This window comes from Streptomyces sp. NPDC027962 (assembly GCF_055566095.1).
This window is the reverse complement of sequence record NZ_JBVHTA010000014.1, coordinates 109,650-134,013: the sequence shown is the minus strand read 5'-3', so window position 1 is coordinate 134,013 and position 24,364 is coordinate 109,650. Positions and strand designations below refer to the sequence as shown.

At 70.6% G+C, this 24,364-nt stretch carries 20 protein-coding genes; 16 read left to right on the top strand and 4 right to left on the bottom strand.

Translation table 11 applies throughout. From position 1 onward, the window contains the following. Positions 1-161: 161 nt before the first annotated feature. Positions 162-2,930, top strand: a complete 2,769-nt coding sequence (locus tag ACZ4SA_RS16150) for a LuxR C-terminal-related transcriptional regulator (protein WP_468274543.1) — start codon at positions 162-164, stop codon at positions 2,928-2,930. A 667-nt stretch (positions 2,931-3,597) separates the two neighbouring features. Here the strand turns inward: ACZ4SA_RS16150 and ACZ4SA_RS16145 are convergent. Next, a complete protein-coding gene (locus tag ACZ4SA_RS16145) occupies positions 3,598-4,824 on the bottom strand; it encodes a cytochrome P450 (RefSeq protein ID WP_468274541.1) in 1,227 nt (408 codons plus the stop codon). Continuing rightward, positions 4,821-6,071: a glycosyltransferase gene (locus tag ACZ4SA_RS16140; protein WP_468274597.1), complete on the bottom strand. Its 1,251-nt coding sequence runs from the start codon at positions 6,069-6,071 to the stop codon at positions 4,821-4,823. The genes ACZ4SA_RS16145 and ACZ4SA_RS16140 overlap by 4 nt, the downstream gene beginning before the upstream one ends. Before the next feature lie 490 nt (positions 6,072-6,561). On the opposite strand from ACZ4SA_RS16140, the gene ACZ4SA_RS16135 reads away from it, so the two are divergent. The 10 genes from ACZ4SA_RS16135 (at position 6,562) to ACZ4SA_RS16090 (ending at position 20,708) form a co-directional block, all read left to right on the top strand. Further along, positions 6,562-8,010 carry a flavin monoamine oxidase family protein gene (locus ACZ4SA_RS16135; RefSeq protein ID WP_468274538.1) on the top strand — a complete coding sequence of 483 codons (1,449 nt, stop codon included), beginning with the start codon at positions 6,562-6,564 and terminating at the stop codon, positions 8,008-8,010. Next, positions 7,941-11,288 carry a ferritin-like domain-containing protein gene (locus ACZ4SA_RS16130; protein ID WP_468274535.1) on the top strand — a complete coding sequence of 1,116 codons (3,348 nt, stop codon included), beginning with the start codon at positions 7,941-7,943 and terminating at the stop codon, positions 11,286-11,288. Before ACZ4SA_RS16135 ends, ACZ4SA_RS16130 begins: the two co-directional genes overlap by 70 nt. 59 nt (positions 11,289-11,347) lie before the next feature. Next, positions 11,348-12,604 (top strand): cytochrome P450, encoded by a 1,257-nt coding sequence (locus tag ACZ4SA_RS16125; protein WP_468274533.1) that lies wholly within the window; start codon positions 11,348-11,350, stop codon positions 12,602-12,604. A gap of 41 nt (positions 12,605-12,645) precedes the next feature. After that, a complete protein-coding gene (locus ACZ4SA_RS16120) occupies positions 12,646-13,473 on the top strand; it encodes an SAM-dependent methyltransferase (protein WP_468274530.1) in 828 nt (275 codons plus the stop codon). A gap of 82 nt (positions 13,474-13,555) precedes the next feature. Next, complete coding sequence (locus ACZ4SA_RS16115) at positions 13,556-14,995, top strand: NDP-hexose 2,3-dehydratase family protein (RefSeq protein ID WP_468274527.1); 1,440 nt, start codon at positions 13,556-13,558, stop codon at positions 14,993-14,995. Then, on the top strand, positions 14,992-15,993 hold the full coding sequence (locus tag ACZ4SA_RS16110; protein ID WP_468274525.1) for an NAD-dependent epimerase/dehydratase family protein: 1,002 nt from the start codon (positions 14,992-14,994) through the stop codon (positions 15,991-15,993). Before ACZ4SA_RS16115 ends, ACZ4SA_RS16110 begins: the two co-directional genes overlap by 4 nt. A gap of 100 nt (positions 15,994-16,093) precedes the next feature. Further along, positions 16,094-17,203 carry a DegT/DnrJ/EryC1/StrS family aminotransferase gene (locus tag ACZ4SA_RS16105; protein WP_468274523.1) on the top strand — a complete coding sequence of 370 codons (1,110 nt, stop codon included), beginning with the start codon at positions 16,094-16,096 and terminating at the stop codon, positions 17,201-17,203. A 55-nt stretch (positions 17,204-17,258) separates the two neighbouring features. Beyond that, complete coding sequence (locus ACZ4SA_RS16100; protein ID WP_468274521.1) at positions 17,259-17,870, top strand: dTDP-4-dehydrorhamnose 3,5-epimerase family protein; 612 nt, start codon at positions 17,259-17,261, stop codon at positions 17,868-17,870. A gap of 141 nt (positions 17,871-18,011) precedes the next feature. Continuing rightward, positions 18,012-18,854: an SAM-dependent methyltransferase gene (locus ACZ4SA_RS16095; RefSeq protein ID WP_468274519.1), complete on the top strand. Its 843-nt coding sequence runs from the start codon at positions 18,012-18,014 to the stop codon at positions 18,852-18,854. 189 nt (positions 18,855-19,043) lie between these two features. After that, positions 19,044-20,708: an FAD-dependent monooxygenase gene (locus tag ACZ4SA_RS16090; protein ID WP_468274517.1), complete on the top strand. Its 1,665-nt coding sequence runs from the start codon at positions 19,044-19,046 to the stop codon at positions 20,706-20,708. A gap of 891 nt (positions 20,709-21,599) precedes the next feature. On the opposite strand, the gene rpsN is transcribed toward ACZ4SA_RS16090, so the two are convergent. Together rpsN and rpmB are read right to left on the bottom strand one after the other, a co-directional pair. Further along, the gene (gene rpsN / locus ACZ4SA_RS16085; RefSeq protein ID WP_468274515.1) at positions 21,600-21,905 is read right to left on the bottom strand and encodes a 30S ribosomal protein S14; all 306 of its coding nucleotides are present in this window, start codon (positions 21,903-21,905) and stop codon (positions 21,600-21,602) included. Next, entirely contained in the window at positions 21,905-22,141 is a 237-nt protein-coding gene (gene rpmB / locus ACZ4SA_RS16080) for a 50S ribosomal protein L28 (RefSeq protein ID WP_365936277.1), read from the bottom strand. Before rpmB ends, rpsN begins: the two co-directional genes overlap by 1 nt. 69 nt (positions 22,142-22,210) lie before the next feature. On the opposite strand from rpmB, the gene rpmG reads away from it, so the two are divergent. The 5 genes from rpmG (at position 22,211) to rpmF (ending at position 24,360) form a co-directional block, all read left to right on the top strand. Further along, positions 22,211-22,375 carry a 50S ribosomal protein L33 gene (rpmG, locus tag ACZ4SA_RS16075; protein WP_383254956.1) on the top strand — a complete coding sequence of 55 codons (165 nt, stop codon included), beginning with the start codon at positions 22,211-22,213 and terminating at the stop codon, positions 22,373-22,375. Positions 22,376-22,421: 46 nt separating this feature from the next. Further along, positions 22,422-22,667, top strand: a complete 246-nt coding sequence (locus ACZ4SA_RS16070; protein WP_468274513.1) for a type B 50S ribosomal protein L31 — start codon at positions 22,422-22,424, stop codon at positions 22,665-22,667. Continuing rightward, on the top strand, positions 22,667-23,818 hold the full coding sequence (locus tag ACZ4SA_RS16065; RefSeq protein ID WP_468274511.1) for a CobW family GTP-binding protein: 1,152 nt from the start codon (positions 22,667-22,669) through the stop codon (positions 23,816-23,818). The genes ACZ4SA_RS16070 and ACZ4SA_RS16065 overlap by 1 nt, the downstream gene beginning before the upstream one ends. A 39-nt stretch (positions 23,819-23,857) precedes the next feature. After that, positions 23,858-24,103, top strand: coding sequence for a 30S ribosomal protein S18 (gene rpsR, locus ACZ4SA_RS16060; RefSeq protein ID WP_468274509.1), 246 nt, complete (start codon positions 23,858-23,860; stop codon positions 24,101-24,103). Between the two features lie 86 nt (positions 24,104-24,189). After that, on the top strand, positions 24,190-24,360 hold the full coding sequence (gene rpmF / locus ACZ4SA_RS16055; protein ID WP_468274508.1) for a 50S ribosomal protein L32: 171 nt from the start codon (positions 24,190-24,192) through the stop codon (positions 24,358-24,360). Positions 24,361-24,364: the final 4 nt, after the last annotated feature.

The following is a 24,364-nucleotide window of genomic DNA, read 5'->3' as shown; positions in this document are numbered from 1 at the left end:
GCCCGGTCCTGCACCCCGTGCAGGTCGCCGGGGGCGATGTACTCGTCTCCGTCACCCTCGAGATCGCGATATGGAGCGTCATGGGTCCTTACGTACAAGTGCCACCGCAGGTGCGCGGCCGAGGGAGACAGCTGGCGCAGATAAGGGCGAACCTGCAGAGCGTGACAAGTGCCCGGCGGAGCAAGGTCCTTCTGGTGGAGGCGGTGCCCGGTGCGGGAAAGACCCGCCTTCTCCTGGAAGCCGTCGGCATCGCCGACAGAGAAGGCTTCGCGGTCGTCAACGGCGTATCGGCCTGTTCCGACGCCGCTGCTCCCAGGGCGGCTCTGGTGTCTGCCGGGACGTCGGACACTGCCGAAGACCGGTCACACAGTCCGAGCGCGGCTTCCGCGATCGAGGCAGCGAGGGAATGGCTGCGCAACGACGCCAAACACATCCGCACCATCGTCGTTCTGGACGATCTGCACCTGGCAGGCCCGCACGCATTAACAAGGTTGCATGAACTCGTCGTGGCCCGCAGCGGTCGCCCGGTCCTCTGGCTGCTCGCCGTCGCCTCGGACCGGGACACCGTGCCGTCCGAGCCGGTGAGGACCCTGCTCGGCAAGCTCCGGGGCAGGCTCCCCGTGGAGCCGCTGGGGGAGCTGGGGCCCCTCGCGGGCGAGGCGTTGGCGCAGCTGATCGCCGACTGTACCGGTGCCGCCCCCGACCCGGCGCTCCTCGACCTGGCGGACAGCGTCAACGGCACGCCCCGTGCGGTGATCGAGCTGATGCGCGGGCTCGTGGAGAACGGCGACATATGTGTGGTCGACGGTGCCTCCCGGCTGCAGGCCGAGCCACCCGGCAGCGCCCCCGTCGGGGTCGGCGGGTGCTTGCCGTCGCTGCTGCCGAAGCGTTTCTCCGCGCTGATCCAGAAGGATCTGCGATCGCTCTCCGAGCCCACCATGAAGGCGCTCAGGCTGGCAGCGGTGCTCGGTTCGCCGTTCGCGCCGGAGGATCTGTCGGCCATGCTCGGCGAAGCACCGATCGGCCTGCTGGCAGCGGTGGACGAGGCGGTCAGCCGGAGGCTTCTGGTCTGCGGTGAGCACGACATCGCGTTCCGCAGTGAGCCGATCAGGCGTGTGCTGCTCGACACCGTGCCGCCACCTGTGTGCGCACTGCTGCGCCGACAGGCGGCGGAGATGCTGCTCGCACGTCCCGGCGGCATCGAGCGCGCCGCCCTCCAACTGGTGCACATCACCCAGCCCGGCAACGTGAAGGAACTGCGCATCATCGCCGAAGGAGCCCAGAGGCTGCTGTCCGCCGACCCCTCGACCGCGGCGTCGTTGGCGACCCGCTGCATGGAGCTGATGGATCCCGGACAGACCGAGCGCGTACGCCTGGCGAAGACAGCGGTCGAGGCACTCACCAGGGCGGGCGACCTGGACCGGGCGATCACCCTGGCCAAGGGCACGATCGAGGAGACCACGAGGCTCGCGGCCCCGCTTTCGGCGGAGCTTGCCAGAGACATCGCCGCGCTGCAGGCGTCGATGTCGGCGGTGCTGCTGCTGCTCGGAGACGTGCAGACGGCACGCCGGACCGCACACGACTCGCTCGTGGGGCACGAGGGCGGATTCCAGCACGGGGATGCCGTGATCACCCATCTCGCCGCCTCCTACCTGACGGGCGACAGCACCGCGGTGGAACGAGCGCAGACGATCCTTGGCGCGCCCGACCGCCACGCACAGGCCGTGCAGGTGGGCGCGATGACCTTCCGCGCGTTCGGCCAGTGGCGCGACGGTCAGGTGGGTGCCGCGGTGGAGAGCCTGCGTGAAGCGGTGGCACTCGACCGGGGCGGCGAGGGCGCGCGGTTGCAGTTCCTCGATCCGCGCTGGTTCCTCGGCTTCGCGCTCGTCAGGACCGATGAGTACGACGAGGCGGAGGTGGTCGTCCAGAGCTCCGCCCGCACGACCGCCTCGGACGCGAGGACGCTGGCCGCCGCCGTCCCGGCCGTACTCCGGGCACAGCTGCATCTCGCCCAGGGACGCCTGGACGAGGCAGAGGAGGCGGCGAGGGCCGGTGTGGGCCCGGAGGGGCCGTACGTACCGATGCTCGCCCCACAGGCGTGGCTGGTGCTGGCCTCCGTCGCACTGCGCCAGGGAGCGCTCACCCAGGCCGAGGATCACATCAAGACCCTGGAGAAGGACTTCCCGCAGCATCCGTCCAGTCCCTGGTGGGCGGCCCGCCTTCTGCTGAACGCGCAGTTGGCCGAGGCCCAGGCGGACCCCCGGGCAGCGGCGGAACTGCTTGCGGAGATCGCGGCGCAGGCCGGTGCGCTGCGCGAAGTCGTTCTGGAGGATCCGGCCGCCGCCGCATGGTGCGTCCGCTGTGCGCTCGCGGTGGACAGGCCGGAGATGGTCCGGACGGTGGTCGAGACGACGGAGTACCTCCGCACGCACAACCGGCGCGTTCCCGCGGTGCTCGCAGCGGCCATGCATGCGCGCGCTCTCGCCGAAGGAGACGCGGATGCCCTGGACAGGGCGGGCCGACTGCACCGGAACCCGTGGGCGCGGGCCGCTGCGGCCGAGGACCGCGCCGGTCTGCTGCTCGACCGCGGCGACGAAGAGAACGAGATCGCGATCAGTGAGCTGGAGCGTGCGCTGGACGCCTACGGCGCACTCGGCGGCGAGCGGGACGCAGCACGTGTACGGGCCCGGCTGCGCCGTCTCGGTGTGCGGCGCCGGCACTGGACGCACGAGAAGCGCCCGGTCTCCGGCTGGGAGAGCCTCACCAAGACCGAACGGAAGGTGGCGGAACTGGTGGGCAGCGGGCTCACCAACCGCCAGACCGCCCGCCACCTGTTCATCTCCCCGCATACGGTTGGGTTTCACCTGCGGCAGATCTACCGCAAGCTCGGGATACGGTCCCGTACGGCTCTGATCCGGTCCAAGGCGTAGCACAAACCCCGCCCCCCGAAGCCCCGCCCCCGCCGGATCGGCCCACGACCGGATCACCTCGTGCCCGGCCCGGTTCATGCCCGGACCACCTCATGAACGCGCGTCTTCAGCAGCTCACCACCGGCGGTTGGCGGCGTATCACGCGACGGTCTCGGCAAGGCCCGGCCCCAAAGGATCTGCGGCACCTCGTGACCTCTCGGCACACGGGTGTCATGGCAGGAGCCGTCTCCCCGGCCATCCGTGGAAGGGAAGGACCGGGCTCACCACTCGTGCCGGTAAGCCCGAACGAGCCTCGCAACCCCCGGAAGCGGTCGGTCGGCACGTGTGGGCTCTGGGGGTCGGCCGGTCGTTCTGCCGTAGGCCACCACGTCCTCGGCCCGCGCGACCGTGGACTCGGCCCGCGCGACGGTACGGACTCGGTCTGGGCCGACCCCGTCCGCTCACCGGGTCGTGGCGAGCGGAAGGCCACACCGATGCCACGTCATACGGTCACCGGACTCGGCCGGGCGGTCCGCACCGGCCGGGTGTGCCGGTGCGCGCTGCGATCGCCTCGCGCCTCCGCTCGATACGGTCGCCTGGGCCGGCCTGCGACGTGCGCACCGCTCGGTGCCGACCCGGCCGGACACGGTCGCGCCGGGCTTCCGCGGGGACGGCCCGAGGTCCTCACTCAGGCCAGCACGGCGGGCAGGACGGCCAGCCGGCGGATCATCCACTCCGACTCCCACTCGACGTCGGTGGCGGTGCTCAGCCGCGCCTTCGGGAATCGGCGCAGGAATCCGTCCAACGCGATCTGGGCCTCCAGCCGGACCAGCGAGGCGCCGATGCAGTAGTGCATGCCGAGACCGAAGGTGATGTGGCCCTGCCCCTGCCGCTCCGCGGCGAAGCTGTCGGCTTCCTCGTCCGGCTGCCGGTTCGCCGCCGCGATGCTGACCTGCAACGGGGCGCCCTTGGGGATCAGATATCCGCCGAGGTCGATGTCCTCGGCGGCGAAGCGCCAGGTCGGGTGCGGGAACGGCGGGTGCACTCGGAGGGTCTCCTCGATCCACGCCTTGATCTCGTCCTCGGTCTGCGGGCGCTCCTCGGGCGGATGCCGCAGAGCCTCGTAGATCGATGCGGAGATCAGGCTCCCGGTCGTCTCGTAGCCGGTGATGATCATCCCCAGCGTCCAGACGATGACTTCGCCCTCGGTGACTGCCGCGTCCGGCCCGTCGGAGGAGGCCAGCAGACCCGTGATCACCCCGTCGGCCAGCGGGGCAGGGTCGCGCACCCAGCCTTCGACCGCCGCGTACAGCGCCCCGACCGCCGCGGTGCGCGCAGGATAGTCGGAGGAGTAGAGCATGACGTCGGTGATGCTGCGCAGCTGCCGCTCCGCCGCGGGGGGCAGGCCGAGCATCTCGGAGATGAAGGCCAGCGGAATCCGGTGCGTGTAGTCCGTGACCACGTTGACTTCGGAGGAGGCGGCGGAATGGGCCTGCTCCAGCTCGTCGAGGAATCCCTCGACCTTGACGCCGACCCGCTCACCCCACTTCTCGGTGTTGCGCGGACTCAGCACCGGTGCGTGCATCCGCCGGATCCGGGCGTGGTGCTCGCCATCGCTCATGATCATGGCGCGGGCGTATTCCGGGGGAGGCTGCGATCCCACCATCAGGCCCGGCTTGCGCATCCAGTCGGGGACCAGTGTCACGTCCTTGAGCAGGTTGGGGTGCGTGAGCGCGGTCCGCACCAGCTCCGGGTCGCACACGACATAGGCGTGGTGCTCGAGGTAGGGGATCCGGACGACGGGCGCCACCCGCGCAGCTGCCAGCAGGGCCGGCATGCAGTCGAAGGGCCCGGGATCCGTCGGCATGGTCGTCTCGGGGGCTTCTGCCAGGCCGGTTTTGGTCGTGGCGTTCAACGTGTGACACCTCCAGTGGGGATCTGGCCCTGGGAATCGGCCATGGACTCGATGAGCTCGGCGGCCCGTCGCGGGGCGTCGTATTTCCGGTATTCCTGGGACAGTTCGGCTGCCCGCCGTCGGTAGCGGTCGTCGTTCAGTACGGTGTTCACCGCGTCGCGCAGGCCGGCCGCGGACACGGCCCGCTTGCTGAGGACGACACCGGCCCCCGCCCATTTGATCCGCGCCGCGACGTCGGGCTTCTCCTCCGTGCCCGGTGCGACGACCAGGGGCACCCCCCGGGCGAGGGCCGCATTGACGCCGTTGTAGCCGCCGTTGGTCAGCATCACGTCCACGTGCGGCAGCAGGTGGTGATAGGGGATGAAGCGTTCCACACGGACGTTGCCCGGCAGGGGGCGCAGCCGGTCGACGTCCAGGGCGCTCCCGGTGGTGACCACGACGAGCACGTCCTGGTCGGCCAGTGCCCGGACGGCGGGGACGAGCAGCCAGTCGACGGCGTCGGAGGTGGTGCCCTGGGTGATGAGCACCACCGGCCGGTCGTCGCGCAGCTCGTCCCACCAGCCGGGCGGGTCGAAGGTCTCCGGAGGAAGGCCGAGGAGCCCGCCCACGAAGTGGGTTCCGGGGAGGAGGTCGCTGCGGGGGTACTCGAAGGACGGTACGGTGCCCACCAGATAGAGGGCCGGCGGTCGCGCGATGTTCTCCATGGCGCCCGTGCCGAGCCGGGGCAGATTCACCTGGGCACGCGTGCGGTCGGCTTCCCGGCGCATGTCCCGCATCAGCAGGTGGTCCCCGGCGAACCGGAGCAGCGCGTTGCGGATCCGGCCGAGCGGCGAGGAACTGGGCTGGATTCCCCGGCCGATCGGGGCGGTGTCCCTGCTGCCGAGTATGTAGATCGAATTGCTCAGCCAGGCCAGCGGTATCCCGGTGCGCTCGGCGGCGAAGCACGCGCCGTAACACATGTCGTCGGCGAGGATGCAGTCGGCCGGAAACCGTTCGAGCACTGCCAGCAGGTCATCCATCTGGCGCGGTGCGCTCCGGTAGAAGATGTCCCGGACACCGGTCTTGAAGTCGGCGAGCCCGGTCAGCCCGGCATGGCTCGGGAAGGCCTCCTCCCGGCTCCGGCCGCCGAAGTCGATCTCGGCGCTCATGGGTTCGAAGCGCGCCCCGGTCTGCTCCACCTGCTGCTGGAAGGCGCGGCCCGTGTACCACCACACCTCGTGGCCGCGCCGGGTCAGTTCGCGCGCCACCTCCAGCAAGCCGACAACGTGCCCCGGTGCCGGTGTGGTAGCGATCAACACTCGCGTCAACGTCGCCTCCGTCAGGGTCTGGTGACACTGCCTCCGCCGGTCGGCCCGGTCACTCACGGACCCGGCCGTCCGGCCATCACCTCAGCATCGGCCCGCCCAGGGCCCCGGACGGCGGCGCGGGGGTAAACCCCGCACATTCGTGCGGGGTGGTGTCGCCGCGCCACCCCGATCGCGTCGGCGGATCACGGATCAAACCATCCGTGCCCCGGTCCTCCGGGGGATATGAACGCGCTCCCACCGCGGAAGCATTGGGCCGACGAGCAATCCCCGGCATCGCCCTTTTCCAGGACCGGGAAGGGAGCTGGGTTCATCCAGGACATGCTCCCGGCCTTGAGCCTTGAACTTCGCGTACTGGAGGAAACCTGTGACGGTACCCTTGCAGGAGATTGACAGGCCGGACGGTGCCGCCGGTGGACCGAGGAAGGTCACCGTGATCGGCGCCGGCATCGCCGGTCTGGTGACGGCCTATGAACTGGAACGCCTCGGACATCACGTCGAGGTCATCGAAGGAAGCGGCGAGGTCGGCGGGCGTATTCGCACCCATCGCTTTGCGGGTGGCGGTCAGGCCGGTCCGTTCGCCGAGCTCGGGGCGATGCGCATCCCCGCCGGACACCGGCTGACCATGCACTACATTGCTGAACTCGGCCTGCAGAACCAGGTGCGTGAATTCCGGACGCTCTTCTCCGACGACGCCGCCTACCTGCCCAGTTCTTCCGGATATCTTCGCGTGCGCGACGCGCATGAAGCCCTTGTCGACGAATTCGCCGCCGGGCTGCCGAACCGGCATTACCGGGACAACACGCTGCTGTTCGGGGCCTGGCTGGATGCCAGCATCAGGGCCATTGCCCCCCGTGCGTTCTACGGTGAGCTGCACAACGAGATAGATGTGGAACTGCTGAATCTCGTCGATCACATCGACCTGACGCCCTACCGGTGCGGCAGCTCGGAGAAAAGGATCGACCTGCACGCCTTCTTCGCCGACCACCCCCAGGTGCGGTCGTTCTGCCCGCCGCGCCTCGAGCGCTTTCTCGACGATGTGCTGGACGAGACCAGCGCCACCATCGTGCGGCTGCGGGACGGGATGGACATGCTCCCCCGGCGGCTCGCGTCCCGGATCAGGGGAAAGATCTCGACCGGCCAGGAAGTGGTGGGCATCGGCGTCCGCGACGACGGGGTGACCCTGCATATCCGCGAAGGCGCCAGGACCCTCATCAAGACCTGCGACTACGTGGTGTGCACCGTTCCGTTCACGGTGCTCCGGAGGATGCGGCTGACCGGCTTCGACCAGGACAAGTTGAACATCGTCCATGAGACGAAGTACTGGGCGGCGACGAAGATCGCCTTCCACTGCCGCGAGCCCTTCTGGGAGAAGGACGGCATCAGCGGGGGTGCTTCCTTCACCGGCGGACACGTGCGGCAGACCTACTACCCGCCCGCCGAAGGCGATCCGGCGCTCGGCGCGGTGCTGCTCGCGAGTTACACCATCGGTCCGGACGCCGACGCGCTCGACCGGCTGAGCACGTCGGAGCGGGACGCGGTCGTCACCAGGGAACTGAGCGCGATGCATCCCGAGTTGCGCAGACCGGGGATGGTCCTCGGCGTGGCGGGCATGGCCTGGGGCGACCACCGATGGTCCTGGGGAGCGGCCACCGTCCGCTGGGGCCAGGAAGCCGCACTCCGCGAAGCGGAGCGACGAGAGGCGGCCAGGCCGCAGAAAGGCCTCTTCTTCGCCGGCGAGCACTGCTCGTCGAAGCCCGCGTGGATCGAGGGCGCGATCGAGTCGGCGATCGACGCCGCGCACGAGATCGAATGGTACGAGCCGCGGACGAGCCGCGTGTTCGCCGCCACCCGGACGAGCCGCTCGGTCAGGTCCGCGTGAGCGTCTTCGACCTGCCCCGGCTGCATTTCCGCGGAGTGGCGACGACCCACCTGCCCACCGGCCCGCGCAGCGGTCTCGTCGATCTGGCGACGAACACCGCGCTCACCGACGACGGGCAGCCCTTCCCGGCGCACCGCCCACCCCAGGAATACCACGACCATCTTGACGGGCTGGGGCCGTGGTACGACAGCACGGGACGCGCCGCGCCGGACGGGCCGTTCAACGCGGCCAAGGGCGAGGACTTCGCCGGCAACGGGCACTTCGCGGTCGACGCGCGGATCGTCGGCGTCGAGGGCGGCGCGGGCGACGTCGACACCACCGACCCGGTGGTCGGGCGCGGTGTCGACATGTGGGGCCACTACAACGAGTACTTGGCCACCACGGTCAACCGGGCCCGCGTCTTCGACATCGATCCGTCCTGCGACTGGACCACGACGCTCATGGTCGGCCGGTTCTGCTTCGGGCGCGAGGGACGCTCCCACGATGTCGGGTACATGGCCACCGGAGCCGTCACCGGCTTCCACCCCCCGAGGTGGCACAACACCGGCCATGCCACCGGCGTCGGTGATCACTGGCTGGCGAAGCGGCTGCGCCGGTCCGTGGTCCACCAGTTCGTCGTGACCAAGGACGACGACCTGACGTGGCTCGACGAGGCGGCGCTCTCCCCGGCCGTACGGCGACTGCGGGCCACGGTGGCCTCCGAGGAAGTGGGCGGCCTGGTGGTGCAGTTCGCACTCGGCCACCTGTCGGCTCCCGAGGCTCCCGACCGGCCGGGCCGGTGGGAGCTGCGCGGGACGATCGCCCCCTGGCGCCCGCACGAGTCGCGCACATACCCGGCGGGCCGTCTGCTCGTCCCGGACCGCCGCGCCTCGGGCCGGCCCCCCGGCGGGCTGCACAACCTCTCCGTCGAGCTGACGGACGAACACGTCACCCTCAACATGATCACCGCGGTGCCCGTGCCCGGTCCGGTGCAGGACCCCGCGGCCCGCCCCCCGGTGCCGGTCGACGTCGGCGATCTCGAACTGCGTACGGCGGACAGCGACCGGCTGGTGGCACTCGTACCCCGGCAGGCGTATCTCGGTGAGGCGTACGGCCTGACCGGCGGCCTGGTGACGGTTCCCAGCGAGATGCCGGCGCACGCCGCGGCCGAGGAGGCGCTGCACCTGGTGGGCACCGGCCCCGACGGCCCGGTGGTGCACCTGCGCGAGAAGGAGATCAACGTCCAGGTCGACGACGCGTGTCTCTTCCTGGAGCACCCTCGGGACGCCGACGACGCGGACCACGACATCGAGGTGCCCGTACGCTCCTTCGTACGGGGCCGTCCGGGCGCCGTCGGCGGGATCGGCATACGGCAGTTCTTCAACCCCGCGGCCCTCCCGCGCGATCCGTCCGCGCGCTCCCCCGAGGCGCGGTGCTCCGATGTCGACATCGTCCGGCTGCGCGCGGGACGGCGGGACGCCGGCGGCACCTGGTCGAGTGCCTGTGTCCTGGACACGGACGACGCCGGAAACGGCTGGTTCACCCTGCGGGGCGCGGCGGCCGGTACCACCCGCGTCCTGCTGTCCGCCGGCGCCGACGACCTGCCGTGCGACCTGGACCTCCCCGGCTCCGCGGCCCTCGCCCACGACCTCGACGACGCGCTCGGATACTGGCCCGGCGCAGGGTATCTGTCGGTGCGGGTGCTTCCCGACGACTGGCGGCTGGCCGGGACCGGTCAGGACGAGGCGACCTTCGACCTGGTGTACAGGGAGGTCTTCGCGTTCTACGAGCACCTGTACTCCTTCATGAAGGCGGAGGTGTTCAGCCTCGCGGACCGGTGCAAGGTGGAGACCTACGCGAAGCTGATCTGGCAGATGTGCGACCCGCGCAACAAGGCGAAGACCTACTACATGCCGCCTACGCGGGATCTGTCCGAGCCGAAGGCACAGCTTCTGCTGACCTTTCTGCGCGCCCAGCAGGTGCCGGACACCGTCCTCCTCACGGAGCCCGCGGCCGGCCGCAGGAGCGGCAGGATCACCACCCGCGGCGAGCTCGTCCGGGTGCTGCGCGACGCCGCCGCGATCGAACTGGCCGTCATGCTCCAGTACCTGTACGCCGCCTACTCGGTGCCCACCCACGGCGCCGGCCTGGAGTACGTGCGGCGGGGCGTGTGGACGACGGAGCAGCTCCGGCTCGCCTGCGGTGACGGCGGAGAGACCCTCGACGAGGGCATCCGCAGCATCCTGCTGAACATCGCCCGCGAGGAGATGATCCACTTCCTCCTCGTCAACAACGTCCTCACCGCGGTGGGTGAGCCCTTCCACGTGCCCGCGGTCGATTTCGGCACCGTCAACCACGAGCTGCCCGTGCCGCTGGACTTCGCCCTGGAGAAGCTGAGTCCCGGCAGCGTCGAACGCTTCGTGGTGATCGAACGGCCGGAGGACCTCGTGGGCGAGGTGCGGCGCGGCGACACGGCCGCGGCCCCCGCCGCGTACGACGAGAGGCACCCCTACGCCTCGCTGAGCGAGCTGTACGCGGACATCCGGGAGGGCCTGCAACGCGTCCCGGACCTGTTCATGGTGGACAGGGGCAGGGGAGGCGGGGAGCACCACCTCTTCCTGCGGGAGACGGTCAACCGGCAGCATCCCGACTACCAGCTGGAGGTCGACGACCTCTCCAGCGCACTGTTCGCGATCGACGTCATCACAGAGCAGGGCGAGGGCGGGGTGCTCGCCCCACAAGCCGCCGAGGAGTCCCACTACACCTCGTTCCTGCGCATCGCCGAACTGCTGCGCAGCGCACCGGCCGCGGGGACGCGGCCGGGCGGCGAGCGGTGGAACCCGGCCTATCCGGTCGTACGGAATCCGAGCCTCGGGCACGGAAACCACGCCACGGAGACGGTCACCGACCCCGACGCCCGGTCGGTCATGGAGCTGTTCAACCGTTCCTACTTCATGGCGCTGCAGCTCATGGTCCAGCACTTCGGTGAGTGCCCGGACGGGAGCCTGCGCCGGTCCGACCTGATGAACGCGGCGATCGACATGATGACCGGCCTGATGCGCCCGCTGGCGGAGCTGCTGGTGACCATGCCGTCGGGACGGCGGGGCACGACCGCCGGGCCGTCGTTCGAGCTGCCCGAGCGGCCCGCGCACGTGTCCCGCCCTGACGTGGCGAGACGCGGCATCGCGCTGCGCCTCGACCATCTCGCCGCCGCCTGCGGCAAGCACCCCCTGGTGCCCGCCCGCGTGGGAGAGATGAGCGCCTTCTGGGCCGACCACTTCCGGCCCCCGCGCCGCTAGGGCGCCCCCGCGTCGTACACGAAGCGGCAACGCCACCACCGCCGACCGAAGGAGACCGCATGCCATCCGCGACGCTGCCGCGGTTCGACCTCTTGGGCTGGGACACGAAGGACATCGCCCACCCGTACCCGGTGTACCGGCGCTACCGGGAGACCGCACCGGTCCACCGCGGGGCATCTGGCACCAACGGTCCCGACACCTTCTACGTCTTCTCGTACGACGAGGTCGTCCGGGTGCTGTCGAACCGGCGGTACGGCCGGGACGCACGCGTCGCGTCCGGCGAAGCCACCACGGCGCCCGTCCCGGTCCCCGCCGAGCACCGCGCGCTGCGGACCGTCGTCGAGAACTGGCTGGTGTTCCTGGACCCGCCGCGCCACACCGAGCTGCGCTCCCTGCTCACCACGGAGTTCTCCCCCTCGATCGTCACCGGGCTGCGGCCCCGTATCGCGCAGATCGCGGACGAGCTCCTGGCGCGGCTTGGGAAGCAGCGTCAGGCCGACCTTGTCGAGGGCTTCGCGGCGCCCTACCCCATCCTCGTCATCTCCGAACTGCTCGGCATTCCCCGGGAGGACCACGGATGGCTCCGTGCCAACGCGATGGCCCTCCAGGAGGCCGGCACCACCCGGTCGCGCAACGGCACGGGCGGCTACGCACGGGCCGAGGCAGCCGCCGCCGCGTTCGACCGCTACTTCCGGCGGGAGGTGGGACGGCGGGCCGGGGACGATCGCGGTGACCTGCTCACGCTGCTCGTCCGCGCCCGGGACGGCGGTGCGCCGCTGAGCGTGGACGGGATCGTCGGGACCTGCGTGCACCTGCTCACCGCCGGACACGAGACCACCACCAACCTGCTGGCGAAGGCGGTCCTGGCACTGCGGGCACACCCGCGGGTCCTCGAGCGGCTGCGCGCCGCTCCCGAGCTGCTGCCGGGTGCGGTCGAGGAGCTCATGCGCTACGACCCGCCGGTGCAGGCGGTGACGCGATGGTCGTACGAGGACAGCCTCATCGGCGGCCAGGAGGTGCCGCGCGGCAGCCGGGTGGTCGCCCTGCTGGGCTCGGCGAACCGGGACCCCGCACGTTTCCCGCGCCCCGACGACCTGGACGTCCGCCGCCCCGCCGACCGGCATCTGGGCTTCGGCCTCGGCATCCACTACTGCCTCGGCGCGACGCTGGCCCGCGCGGAGGCGGAGATCGGCCTCAAAGCGCTCCTGGACGGCTTTCCCGCACTGCGCGGGGGCCCTGCGCAGGTCAGCTGGGCCGACGACATGGTCTTCCACGGGCCGACCCGTCTGGTACTCGGCACGTCCGACCTCCCGTGACCCCCGGCGACAGACCGACACCGTACGAGAAGAAGGCACCCATGACGCAGCAGTCCGACACCACCCCCGGCTCCGTAGGCCGGACGTACGACGCGTTCGCCGACGCCGGCGCCACGACCGCCCTGGGCGGCAACATCCATGTGGGCTACTGGGACGACGGCCAGGACGCGCCGATCGACGAGGCCACCGACCGCCTCACCGACCTCGTGGCCGAGCGCCTGGCCCTCCGCCCGGGACAGCGGCTGCTGGACGTGGGCTGCGGAAACGGCCTCCCGGCCGTACGCATCGCCGACATGCACGACGTACGCGTGACCGGCGTGACCGTCAGCGAACAGCAGGTCGCCCAGGCGTCGGAGTGCGCGCACGGCGCCGGCGCCGCGGACCGGGCCTCCTTCCGGTTCGCGGACGCCACGGACCTCCCCTTCGACGACGGTTCCTTCGACGGGGCCTGGGCGATCGAGTCTCTGCTGCACATGCCCGACCAGACAGCCGCCCTCACGGAGATCCGCCGCGTCGTCCGCCCCGGCGGCCGTGTCGTCGTCGCCGACCTGTGCCGGCGGGAGCCGTTCGCCGGCGACGACCGGGCCGTGCTGGACGGGATGCTGCGCGCCTACGAGATCGCCGCGATCAACACGCCGGAGGAGCACCGCGCACATCTGGCGGCAGCGGGCTGGGAGCTGCTGGAGCTGACGGACATCGGCGAACGGGTCCGCGCCAGTTACGGGCATGTGTCGGCTGCCTTCCGGAAGATCGCCGCGTCCCTCGACGGTCCCGCGGCGGAGCAGATCACCGCGGCGGCCGCCCTGATGGAGGCGTTCGGCAGGCACCCGCACGCCGGCTACGTCCTGATCACCGCACAGCGGTCCTGACCCGACGAACACGGCCGGCCGGTCGTATGCCGGCCGGGCGGCACCGCTCGGATCCGACGCCCCTCAGACAGGGAGTTCTTGGATGTCGTACGTGAACGCTCAACCGGCCGCTGCCCCCGCCCTCCTGCGCCCGCGCGAGGACGGCGAGCCGGCCGACCGCCTCGCCGTTTCGGCGGCGGCCGGCCAGGGGGTGCATCTGCGGACCGAGGAGGTCCACGGCTGGCTGGCCGAGCGCCGCCGGGCCAACGTCTTCCAGGTGGAACGCATACCGTTCGCGAAGCTGGACGCGTGGCGGTTCGAGCCCGGCACCGGCGACCTGGTGCATCGCAGCGGACGGTTCTTCACCATCGAGGGCCTGCATGTGGTGGAGAACGACGGACCGTACGGCGACGGACCCCGCCGGGAGTGGGAGCAGCCCGTCATCAGGCAGCCCGAAGTCGGTATCCTGGGCATCCTGTGCAAGGAGTTCGACGGTGTCCTGCACTTCCTGATGCAGGCCAAGATGGAGCCGGGCAACGCCAATCCGCTTCAGCTCTCGCCGACCGTGCAGGCCACCCGCAGCAACTACACCAAGGCCCACCGGGGCACGGACGTGAAGTTCCTCGAACACTTCGTCCGGCCCGACCCAGAGCGCGTCTTCGTGGACGTGCTCCAGTCGGAACAGGGCTCCTGGTTCTTCCACAAGTCCAACCGCAACATGCTCGTCGAGACGACCGACGACGTCCCCGTGCCGGACGACTTCTGCTGGCTGACCCTGGGTCAGATAGGCGAGCTGCTGCACGAGGACGACATCGTCAACATGAACGCCAGGACCGTGCTCTCGTGCGTGCCGTACCGGGACACGACGGCCGGTGCGCTGCTCTCCGACACCCAGCTCCTGTCGTGGTTCACCGGCGAACGCTCACGCCGTGACGTACGCGCCCGTCGCATCCCGCTCGCCTCCGTACGCGGCTGGAAGCAGGGGAGCGAGACCATCGAGCACGAGGACGGCCGCTACTTCAAGGTCGCCGCCGTCTCCGTGCGGGCAGGCAACCGCGAAGTGGTGCGCTGGACGCAGCCGTTGATCGAGCCGGTCGGAGTCGGGGTCACGGCGTTCCTCGTGCGCGAGATCGACGGGGTGCAGCACGTGCTGGTGCACGCCCGCGCCGATGCCGGCTTCCTGGACACGGTCGAGCTGGCCCCGACCGTCCAGTGCACGCCCGGCAACTACGCCCATCTGCCGGCGACGGAACGGCCACCCCTGCTCGGCGCCGTCCTGGCAGCCGCCCCGTCGCGCATCCGATACGACGCCGTCCACTCCGAGGAGGGCGGGCGCTTCCTGAACGCCAGGTGCCGGTACCTCGTCATCGACGCCGAAGGAACCGAGGCGTCGATCGACCCGCCGCCCGACTACGTCTGGGTCACCCCGTCCCAGCTCAGAGCTCTGACCCGGCACGGGCACTACCTCAACGTGGAGGCCCGGACGCTGCTGGCCTGCCTCAACGCCACGGCCGTGCACCCGCGGAAAGGAATGATGACGTGAGGAGCACGCCGCAGTCTCCCGTACCGCTGATCACCGTGCTCGGAGCCTCCGGCTTCGTCGGTTCCGCCGTCCTCCACACACTGGCACGCCGGCCGGTCCGCCTGCGGGCGGTGGCGCGCAGGCCGAGCCCGATCCCTCCCGGCCCGGCCGGGACGGCCGTCGTCACCGCCGACCTCACCGACCGGGCCGCGCTCGCCGCGGCGGTGGCGGGAGCGGACGCGGTGGTGCATCTGCTCCTGGCGGACGGCGGGTGGCGGGCGGCCGAGAACGAGCCGATGGCCGAGCGCGTGAACGTGGGGGTCATGCGGGACCTCATCGACGTGATCCGGCCGGGCGACGGCGACGGGAAGCCTCCGCTGGTGGTGTACGGCGGCGCCGCGTCGCAGGTCGGTGTGCCGCCGCGGGAACCGCTCGACGGCAGCGAGCCCGATCACCCGGAGACCGCTTACGACCGGCAGAAACTGACGGCGGAGCAGCTCCTCAAGAAGGCCACGGCCGAGGGCCTCGTACGCGGCGTCAGCCTGCGTCTGCCCACGGTCTTCGGTGAGAGCGCGGCGCCCGGCGCCCGGGACCGCGGGATCGTGTCCGGCATGGCGCGGCGGGCACTCGCGGGCGACACCCTCACGATGTGGCACGACGGCACGGTCCGGCGCGATCTGGTCCATGTCGAGGACGTGGCGGCGGCGTTCGCGGCGGCACTCGATCACCCTGACTCGCTGGTGGGCGACCACTGTCTGATCGGCGCCGGCCGGGGCCACGCACTCGGCGACGTCTTCCGGCTCCTGGCCCGCACCGTGTCCGGGCAGACAGGGCTGGCCCCGGTCGCCGTGGAGTCCGTGGAACCGCCCGCGCACGCCCCCGTGACGGACTTCAGGAGCGTCACCATCGACTCCTCCCCGTTCCGGGCGGCCACCGGCTGGCAGCCGCGGATACCGCTGACCGAAGGGGTGCGCCGCACGGTCGCGGCCCTGGCCCGGCAGCAGGAAGAGGCCCGGTGACGGCACGCACGTCCCGACAGCGCACCACCACACCCATCACACCCCCGCGGACGTCCGGCCTGAGCAGGGCCGTTCGCCGCAGTTCTGGAGAGGCCCGCACATGACCACGCGCGTATGGGACTACCTGGCGGAGTACGAGGCCGAGCGGCTGGACATCCTCGACGCCGTAGAGACGGTCTTCACCTCAGGACAGCTCGTGCTCGGCGACAGTGTGCGCGGCTTCGAGGAGGAGTTCGCCGCCTACCACGGGGTGGGCCACTGCGTCGGAGTCGACAACGGAACGAACGCGATCAAGCTCGGCCTCCAGGCGCTGGGCATCGGACCGGGTGACGAGGTGATCACCGTCTCGAACACCGCGGCGCCGACCGTCGTCGCCATCGACTCCACGGGCGCCACCCCCGTCTTCGTCGACATTCGCGCAGACGACTTCCTCATGGACACCAGCCTGGTGGAGGGGGCGATCACCGACCGCACGCGTTGCCTCCTTCCCGTGCACCTGTACGGACAGTGTGTGGACATGGCTCCGCTGAAGGAGCTCGCCCAACGGCACGGGCTGGCCGTCCTGGAGGACTGCGCCCAGGCGCACGGAGCCCGGCAGGGCGGCGCACTGGCCGGTTCGACCGGTGACGTGGCCGCCTTCTCCTTCTACCCGACCAAGGTGCTCGGCGCGTACGGCGACGCCGGCGCGACGCTCACCCCGGACGAGTCCGTGGCGGGACGGCTGCGGCGCCTGCGGTTCTACGGCATGGAGGAGCGGTACTACACGGTCCGGACGCCCGCCCACAACAGCCGTCTGGACGAGGTCCAGGCCGAGATCCTGCGGCGCAAGCTGGGGCGGCTCGACACCTACGTCGCCGGCCGCCGGGCCGTCGCGCGGCGCTATGCCGACGGCCTCGGTGACACCTCTCTCGCACTCCCGCGGACCGTCCCCGGCAACGAGCACGTGTACTACGTGTACGTGGTGCGCCATCCCCGGCGCGACGACATCATCGAGCGCCTCAAGGCGTACGACATCCATCTGAACATCAGCTACCCGTGGCCGGTGCACACCATGTCCGGATTCGCCCACCTCGGATACGCCACGGGCTCGCTCCCGGTCACGGAGGCGCTGGCGGGCGAGATCTTCTCGCTGCCGATGTATCCCTCCCTCTCCCCGGACCTGCAGGACAAGGTCATCCACGCGGTGCGTGAGGTGTTGACGACGCTGTGACTCCGCGCTGACCACCACCATCCGCCGAGCCGTACACCCAGTCACGGGAGCAGACATGAAAGCGCGCACACTCGCCGTCGAGGGAGCACTCGAGTTCACCCCTCGCGTCTTCCCCGACGAACGCGGCCTGTTCATCTCGCCGTTCCAGGAGGAGGCGTTCGCCGAGGCGCACGGCGGCCCGCTCTTCCGGGTCGCGCAGACCAATCACAGCATGTCCCGGCGCGGCGTCGTCCGGGGAATCCACTACACCATGACGCCCCCCGGTACCGCGAAGTACGTCTATTGCGCACGCGGAAAGGCCCTGGACATCGTGGTCGACATCAGGGTCGGCTCGCCCACGTTCGGGCAGTGGGACTCGGTGCTCATGGACGGGCGCGACCACCGGGCCGGCTACCTCCCTGTGGGGGTGGGCCACGCGTTCGTGGCGCTGGAGGACGACACCGTCATGTCGTACATGCTCTCCGAGCGTTACGTACCGGAGAACGAACTCGCCCTGTCGGTTCTGGATCCGGCCCTCGGGCTGCCCGTCGCCGTGGACACCGAACCGATCCTCTCCGAGCGGGACCGTGCGGCGATCACCCTCGCCGAGGCGCAGAAGCGGGGCCTGCTACCGGACTACGCCCGGTGCCGGGAGATCGAGAAAGGAGGGTTCCCGACGTCGCGATGATCACGTACACCGGGCATCCGGACGCCTGGCAGCCGCCACCAGCGCACCCCGTGAGCGCACCGGAACCGGACCGCACCACCGCCTCGCACCTGTCGAAGCACACCTGCCCAACTACGCCTGTCGAACCGAAAGGCCGTTGAGATGACCCACTCCACCCAGACGCCGCCCGTGCCGGGAGCCGTCGGCGAGCTGTACGACCGGCTGACGCTGAGCGCGATGAACGACGGCAGCTTCAACCCCAACGTCCACATCGGCTACTGGGACACACCGGATTCCGAGGCCACGATCGAGGAGGCGATGGACCGGCTCACCGACGTGTTCATCGACTGGCTCAAGGCGGACGGGTCGTCCCATGTCCTCGACCTGGGCTGCGGGGTGGGCGGCCCCGGTCTGCGGGTCGCCTCGCACACCGGTGCGCGGGTCACCGGCATCAGCATCAGCGCGGAGCAGATCAAGACCGCCAACCGGCTGTCGGCCGAGGCCGGCCTCGCCGAGCGGGCCGTGTTCCAGCACGGCGACGCGATGAAACTCCCTTTCCCCGACACGTCGTTCGACGCCGTGATGGCCCTGGAGTCGCTCTGCCACATGCCCGACCGGCAGGAGGTGCTCACCGAAGTGGCCCGCGTGCTGGCCCCCGGCGGCCGGCTCGTTCTGACCGACGTGTTCGAGCGCCATCCGCGCAAGGAGGTACGGCACCCCGGCATCGACAAGTTCTGCCGTGACCTGATGTCCACCACCGCGGACATCGACGACTACGTCGCGCTGCTCCACCGTTCCGGCCTGCGACTGCGCGGCATCCTCGACATCACGGAGCAGACCACGCTGCGCCTCGCCGACGAGCTGGCGAAGGTGGCGTCCGCGGAGGACCTCCCCGCGGCCATGAACGAGGGCAACTTCGACTTCAGCGACGACGCCTTCCGGCCGTCCGACCTGGAGGGCGTCGACGACTTCGGCTGCCTTCTGGTCATCGCGGAACGCCCCTGAACCCCTGAACCGCTGGGAGCCGCCGAACCGTTGGCCGCCGCGCCGTTGAGCCGCCGTTGAAACCGCCGGGAGGTGGCCCTGCGCGCCCTCCCGGCCCGAAGGGTTCCACTTCTCCGGCCCCCGACCCCGACCCCGGTCCCGACCCTGCGAACGTCCAGGACGGGCCCAACGAAGAAAGGCAAGGACGACATGAAGCATCCGGGTGAGTGGACCGACGTGCTGATCGTGGGCGGTGGCCCGGTCGGGATGGCGCTGGCGCTGGACCTGACGTACCGCGGGATCGACTGCATGGTCGTCGACGCCGGTGACGGAGAGGTCCGCCATCCCAAGGTGAGCACGATCGGTCCCCGCTCGATGGAGCTGTTCCGCCGCTGGGGTGTCGCCGACGCCGTCCGCAGCGCCGGATGGCCCCCCGACCATCCTCTGGACATCGCCTGGGTCACCCAGGTCGGCGGCCACGAGATCTACCGCTACCGCCGTGGAACAGCCGGGGACCGTCCGGCCTTCTCGCACACTCCCGAGCCCGACCAGATCTGCCCGGCGCACTGGCTGAATCCGGTGCTCATGCGGGCCGTCGGCGTCCATCCGGACGGCCCGCTACGGCTCCGTACCACCGTCGACCGGGTGCAACAGGCCGACGACCACGTCGACGCCGCCCTCACCGACCTCGCCACGGGTACGACCGGGACCGTCCGGGCGCGGTTCGTGGTCGCCTGCGACGGCGCCGCCTCCCCCATCCGCTGGTCCTGCGGCATCGAAGCGCCGGCTCGCCACCGTACGCAGGTCTTCCGCAACATCCTCTTCCGCGCCCCCGAACTCAAGAAGCGGCTCGGCGACCGCGCCGCCCTGGTCTACTTCCTCATGCTGTCGTCCACACTGCGCTTCCCCATGCGCTCGCTGAACGGCAGCGACCTTTACAACCTGGTCGTGGGCGTGGACGACGAGGCCGCAGACCGTGTCGACGCGCTGTCACTGATCGGCGACGCCCTTGCCCTCGACACCCCGGTGGAGCTGCTGGGCGAAGGCGAGTGGCATCTCACCCACCGCGTCGCCGACCGGTACCGCGCCGGGCGTGTCTTCCTGGCCGGCGACGCCGCCCACACGCTGTCGCCCTCAGGCGGCTTCGGACTCAACACCGGCATAGGCGACGCCGCCGACCTGGGCTGGAAGCTCGCCGCCACGCTGAACGGCTGGGCCGGGCACCGGCTGCTCGACACCTACGAGACCGAGCGCAGGCCGATCGCCGTGGAGAGTCTGAACGAGGCCAACCTCAATCTGCAACGCACCCTGCGCAGGGAACTGCCGCCCGAGGTCCGTCTGGACGGGCCCGAGGGTGACCGGGCTCGTACCGAGATGGCAGAGCGGCTGGAAAAGAGCGGGGTGCAGCGGGAGTTCGACGCCCCCGTGATCCACTTCGGGCTGCGCTACCGCTCCCCGGCCATCATCGAGGACCACGACGTGCCGGTACGCCACGGCAAGCCGGACGCCGTCTGGCGCCCCGGCAGCGAGCCGGGCTACCGCGCCGCGCACGCCTGGTGGGACGCCACCACCTCCACGCTGGACCTGTTCGGGCACGGTTTCGTTCTGCTGTGCTTCGCCGGGCACGCCGGGCACGCCGGGCACGCCGGACTCGAGGGAGTCGAGCGGGCGTTCGCCGGGCGGGGCGTGCAACTGACCGTACGGAACGGGAGCGACGTGGGTGACGGGCATCTCTCCGAGCTCTACGAACGGTCCTTCGTGCTGGTCCGCCCTGACGGCCATGTGGCGTGGCGCGGCGACGATCTGCCTCGGGACGCGGTGGCGTTCGTCGATACCGTACGGGGCGACCGGGCCGAGGCGGTGGGAGACCGGTGACCCGTCGAGCCGGGTAGTCGTCGACGGCAGGAGACCCCGGACCGAGTGCGGGGTCTGTCTGCCGTTCGTCGGGTCGGAGGACCGCGACCCGATCAACCCCGGCCCCTCTGCGCGGAGTCGCACGCCTCTCCGGCCGTTTCCAGCGGTTCCAGCCGCACCGCATGCAGCCGACCGGCGGCCGTCACCGCATGCCGCCGACCGGCCCCGGCAGCGAGGGGGGTCAACTCCCGGAGCGGTCCGTCTCGTAGGCCCTGTCGCGATCTCCACACGGTTGCGAGCGCCGAGCTTGTCCATCAGGTGCGCGACATGGCTCTTGACCGTGCTGAGACCGAAGTGCAGCTCGGCGGCGCCTCGACATCGGACAACAGGGCGACGACGGGCCCGCTGTGACCGGCCTGAACCCTGGGTCGCCGTGGCGCGCGGCCCCGCCCTCGTCCCGACCGGCTCCCTCGGTACGGCAGTGCGACGGGCGCACCGCGACCGCCCGGAGCCATAGGGGCCGCGTGTGTCTTCAGGGCCGGGCGAAAGGCTGTGCCAGGTGCTCCCGCTCGACTTCTACCAGCACGTGGGAAGGGGGCCCCGCCGCCACGACGCGGCCGCCGTCCAGCATCAGGCAGTGTCCTGCTCGCACAACGGCTTCGGCCCGCGCCATGGCGCGGGCCGAAGCCGCAGTCTGCCGTCCCCGGCAGAGCACCGGGGCGCTCGGACCGCGCAGTTGGGCGAGCCACCGCCACGCACTCTGCGACTCGGTCCGGCGCTGCTCGTAGCGCCGGAACACCCAACGCGGCCCGTCGGCACACCGGATGCGACGGACACCGCTGCGAGGCGGGCGCCCTGCCGACGCGTGCGACGGCAGGGTGCGACTGCGGCCTTGGTGTCAGCGGAGTCCGGTCACCAGGAGGACTTGGTCACACCGGGCAGGAAGCCGGCGTGCGCCTGCTGCCGGGTCCGGACCCTGGAGAGACCGAACTTGCGCAGGTAGCCGCGGGGGCGGCCGTCCACGCTGTCGCGGTTGCGCACCCGGGTGGCGCTGGCGTTGCGCGGCTGCCGGCGCAACTCCGCCAGCGCGGCCCGGCGTTCGTCCTGCGTCGACGAGGGGCGGCGGATGATCTCCTTGAGCTCGGCCCGCCGGGCGGCGTACCGCTCGACGATCTCCTTGCGCCTCTCGTTCTGTGCGATCTTGCTCTTCTTCGCCATCAGACCTTCCCTCCGCGCGCCCGGATCCGTGCCACGGCCGCCTCGATGCCGATCGCGTCCACCGTCTTGATCGCCTTGGTGCTCAAGGTCAGACGGACGTTGCGCCCCTCACTCGGGAGCCAGTAGCGCTTGCGCTGGATGTTCGGGTCGAAGCGACGCGAGGTGCGCCGGTGCGAGTGGGAGATCGTGTTGCCGAAGCCCGGCTTCGCGCCGGTCAGTTGGCAGTGGGCGGACATGGGTGTTACCTGCCTCTCTCTGCGTCCACTACGTATTGGTAATGGAAATCGTTCCCATATACTAGCCTCATGGCACGCAACGAACTCCGCCCGATCATCAAGCTGCGCTCCACCGCGGGCACCGGCTTCACCTACGTCACCCGCAAGAACCGCCGTAACAACCCCGACCGGATGGTGCTGCGCAAGTACGACCCCGTCGCCCGCCGCCACGTCGACTTCCGTGAAGAGCGCTGACACCCTCCTCCGCCGAACGCCCCGCCCCGAAAGGCCCGCCTCAGTCATGAAGCCCGGCATCCACCCCGCCTACGGCCCCGTCGTCTTCCGCGACACCGCCTCGAACCACGCTTTCCTCACCCGGTCCACGATGACCAGCGAGAAGACGATCGAGTGGGAGGACGGCCACACCTACCCGGTCGTCGACGTCGAGATCTCCTCGGTGAGCCACCCCTTCTACACCGGCACCGCCCGTGTCCTGGACACCGCCGGCCGCGTCGAACGCTTCGAGCGCCGCTACGGAGCCCGGTGATGGAGCAGGACTCCCGCATGCCCGTCGTTCTCGTCGCCGGGCTGCACACCGACGCCCGCAGGGAGGTGGTCGACCGGCTCCTGCGGGCAGTTCCCGACAGCGTCGCTCTGCACCACGACCTGACCGGCGCGGGCAGTGGGACCGTACGTCGCCTGATCCGTGACGCCTCCGGCGACCTCTCTCAGGGGGAGACGCCGCTGATCAACGACTGTGCGTGCTGCGCGCTGCGCGAGGATCTCGTCCCCGAGCTGGAGCGGCTGGCCGGCAGCGGCCTGACGCGGCTCGCCGTCGTCGAGCTGTGGGACTCGGTCGAGCCGAAGGCGATGGCGGAGGTGGTCGCGGCGCACGAAGGCGGTGAGCTGGTCCTCGCAAACGTGATCACCGCGGTGGATCCCGCACTCGTTCTGCCCTACCTGGCCAACGGCGACGACCTGGTCGAAGCGGGTCTGGAGGCCGCCCCCACGGATCAGCGAACCGTCGGCGACACCTGGGCCCGCCAGTTGGAATACGCGCCCGTCCTCGCCCTGGTCGACAACGAGGAGGCGGACGGTGAGGACCGTGCTCTCCTCGCGCAGCTGCACCCCACCGCCCGCCAGGTGTCGGCCGGATCCGGAGAACTCGCCGAGGTCGCCTTCGCGGGCTTCGACGTGGAGACGGCAGCCGCCGCCCAGCATCCGGCATGCGCGCTCCTGCCTCAGGAAGCCGACGAGGCCGGGGTGACCACGCTCGTCTGGCGCCGTCGCCGACCCTTCCACCCCGGGCGCCTTTACGAAGCGCTGGAGGACCTGTGCTGCGCTGCCGCGCGCAGCCGCGGCCGGTTCTGGCTCGCCGACCGCCCCGACACCCTGCTCGCCTGGGACGCCGCGGGTGGCGCGCTGTGTGTGGAGAACGCCGGCCCGTGGCTGGCCTCTCTGCCCGACGCGGCCTGGGAGATGATCCCGCCCATGCGGCAGGCCGCCGCATCACTGGACTGGCACCCCGAACACGGCGACTGCTGCCAGCACCTCGTCTTCACGTCTCCCGGACTGGACCGAGAGGGGCTCGAACAGCTCCTCGAGTCCTGCCTGCTGACGGACGCCGAATACGCCGCCGGACGCGAGGCGTGGAAGAACCTCCCCGCCACTTTCGACGCCCTCCTCGACCCTGCCTGACCCCTCCGGGCACTCCCACCACCCCAAGGAGCAACACCCATGGCCCGCCGCCCTGAATCCCGCAAGCCCGTCAAGTCCCGCCCCAACCCGCTCGACGCGGCGAAGATCACCTACATCGACTACAAAGACACCGACCTGCTGCGCAAGTTCCTCTCCGACCGCGGCAAGATCCGCAGTCGCCGCGTCACCCGCGTCACCGCCCAGCAGCAGCGCCGACTCGCCGCCGCCATCAAGAACGCCCGCGAGATGGCCCTGCTGCCCTGTGCGGGCCCCAACGGCCGCTGACTCCCGGTGTCACGACAGAGGAGCAGATGGAAATGGTATCCATTTTCATGTAACCTGATGCGCGTCAAGAACCGAGGAGACTCACAATGGCTGTTCCCAAGCGGAAGATGTCCCGCAGCAACACTCGTCACCGCCGCGCCCAGTGGAAGGCCAGCACGCCCCAGCTCGTACCGATCACGGTGGACGGCTCCAGCTATCTGGTGCCTCAGCGGCTGGTCAAGGCGTACGAGCGCGGCCTGCTGCACCCCGAGAGCTGAGCGA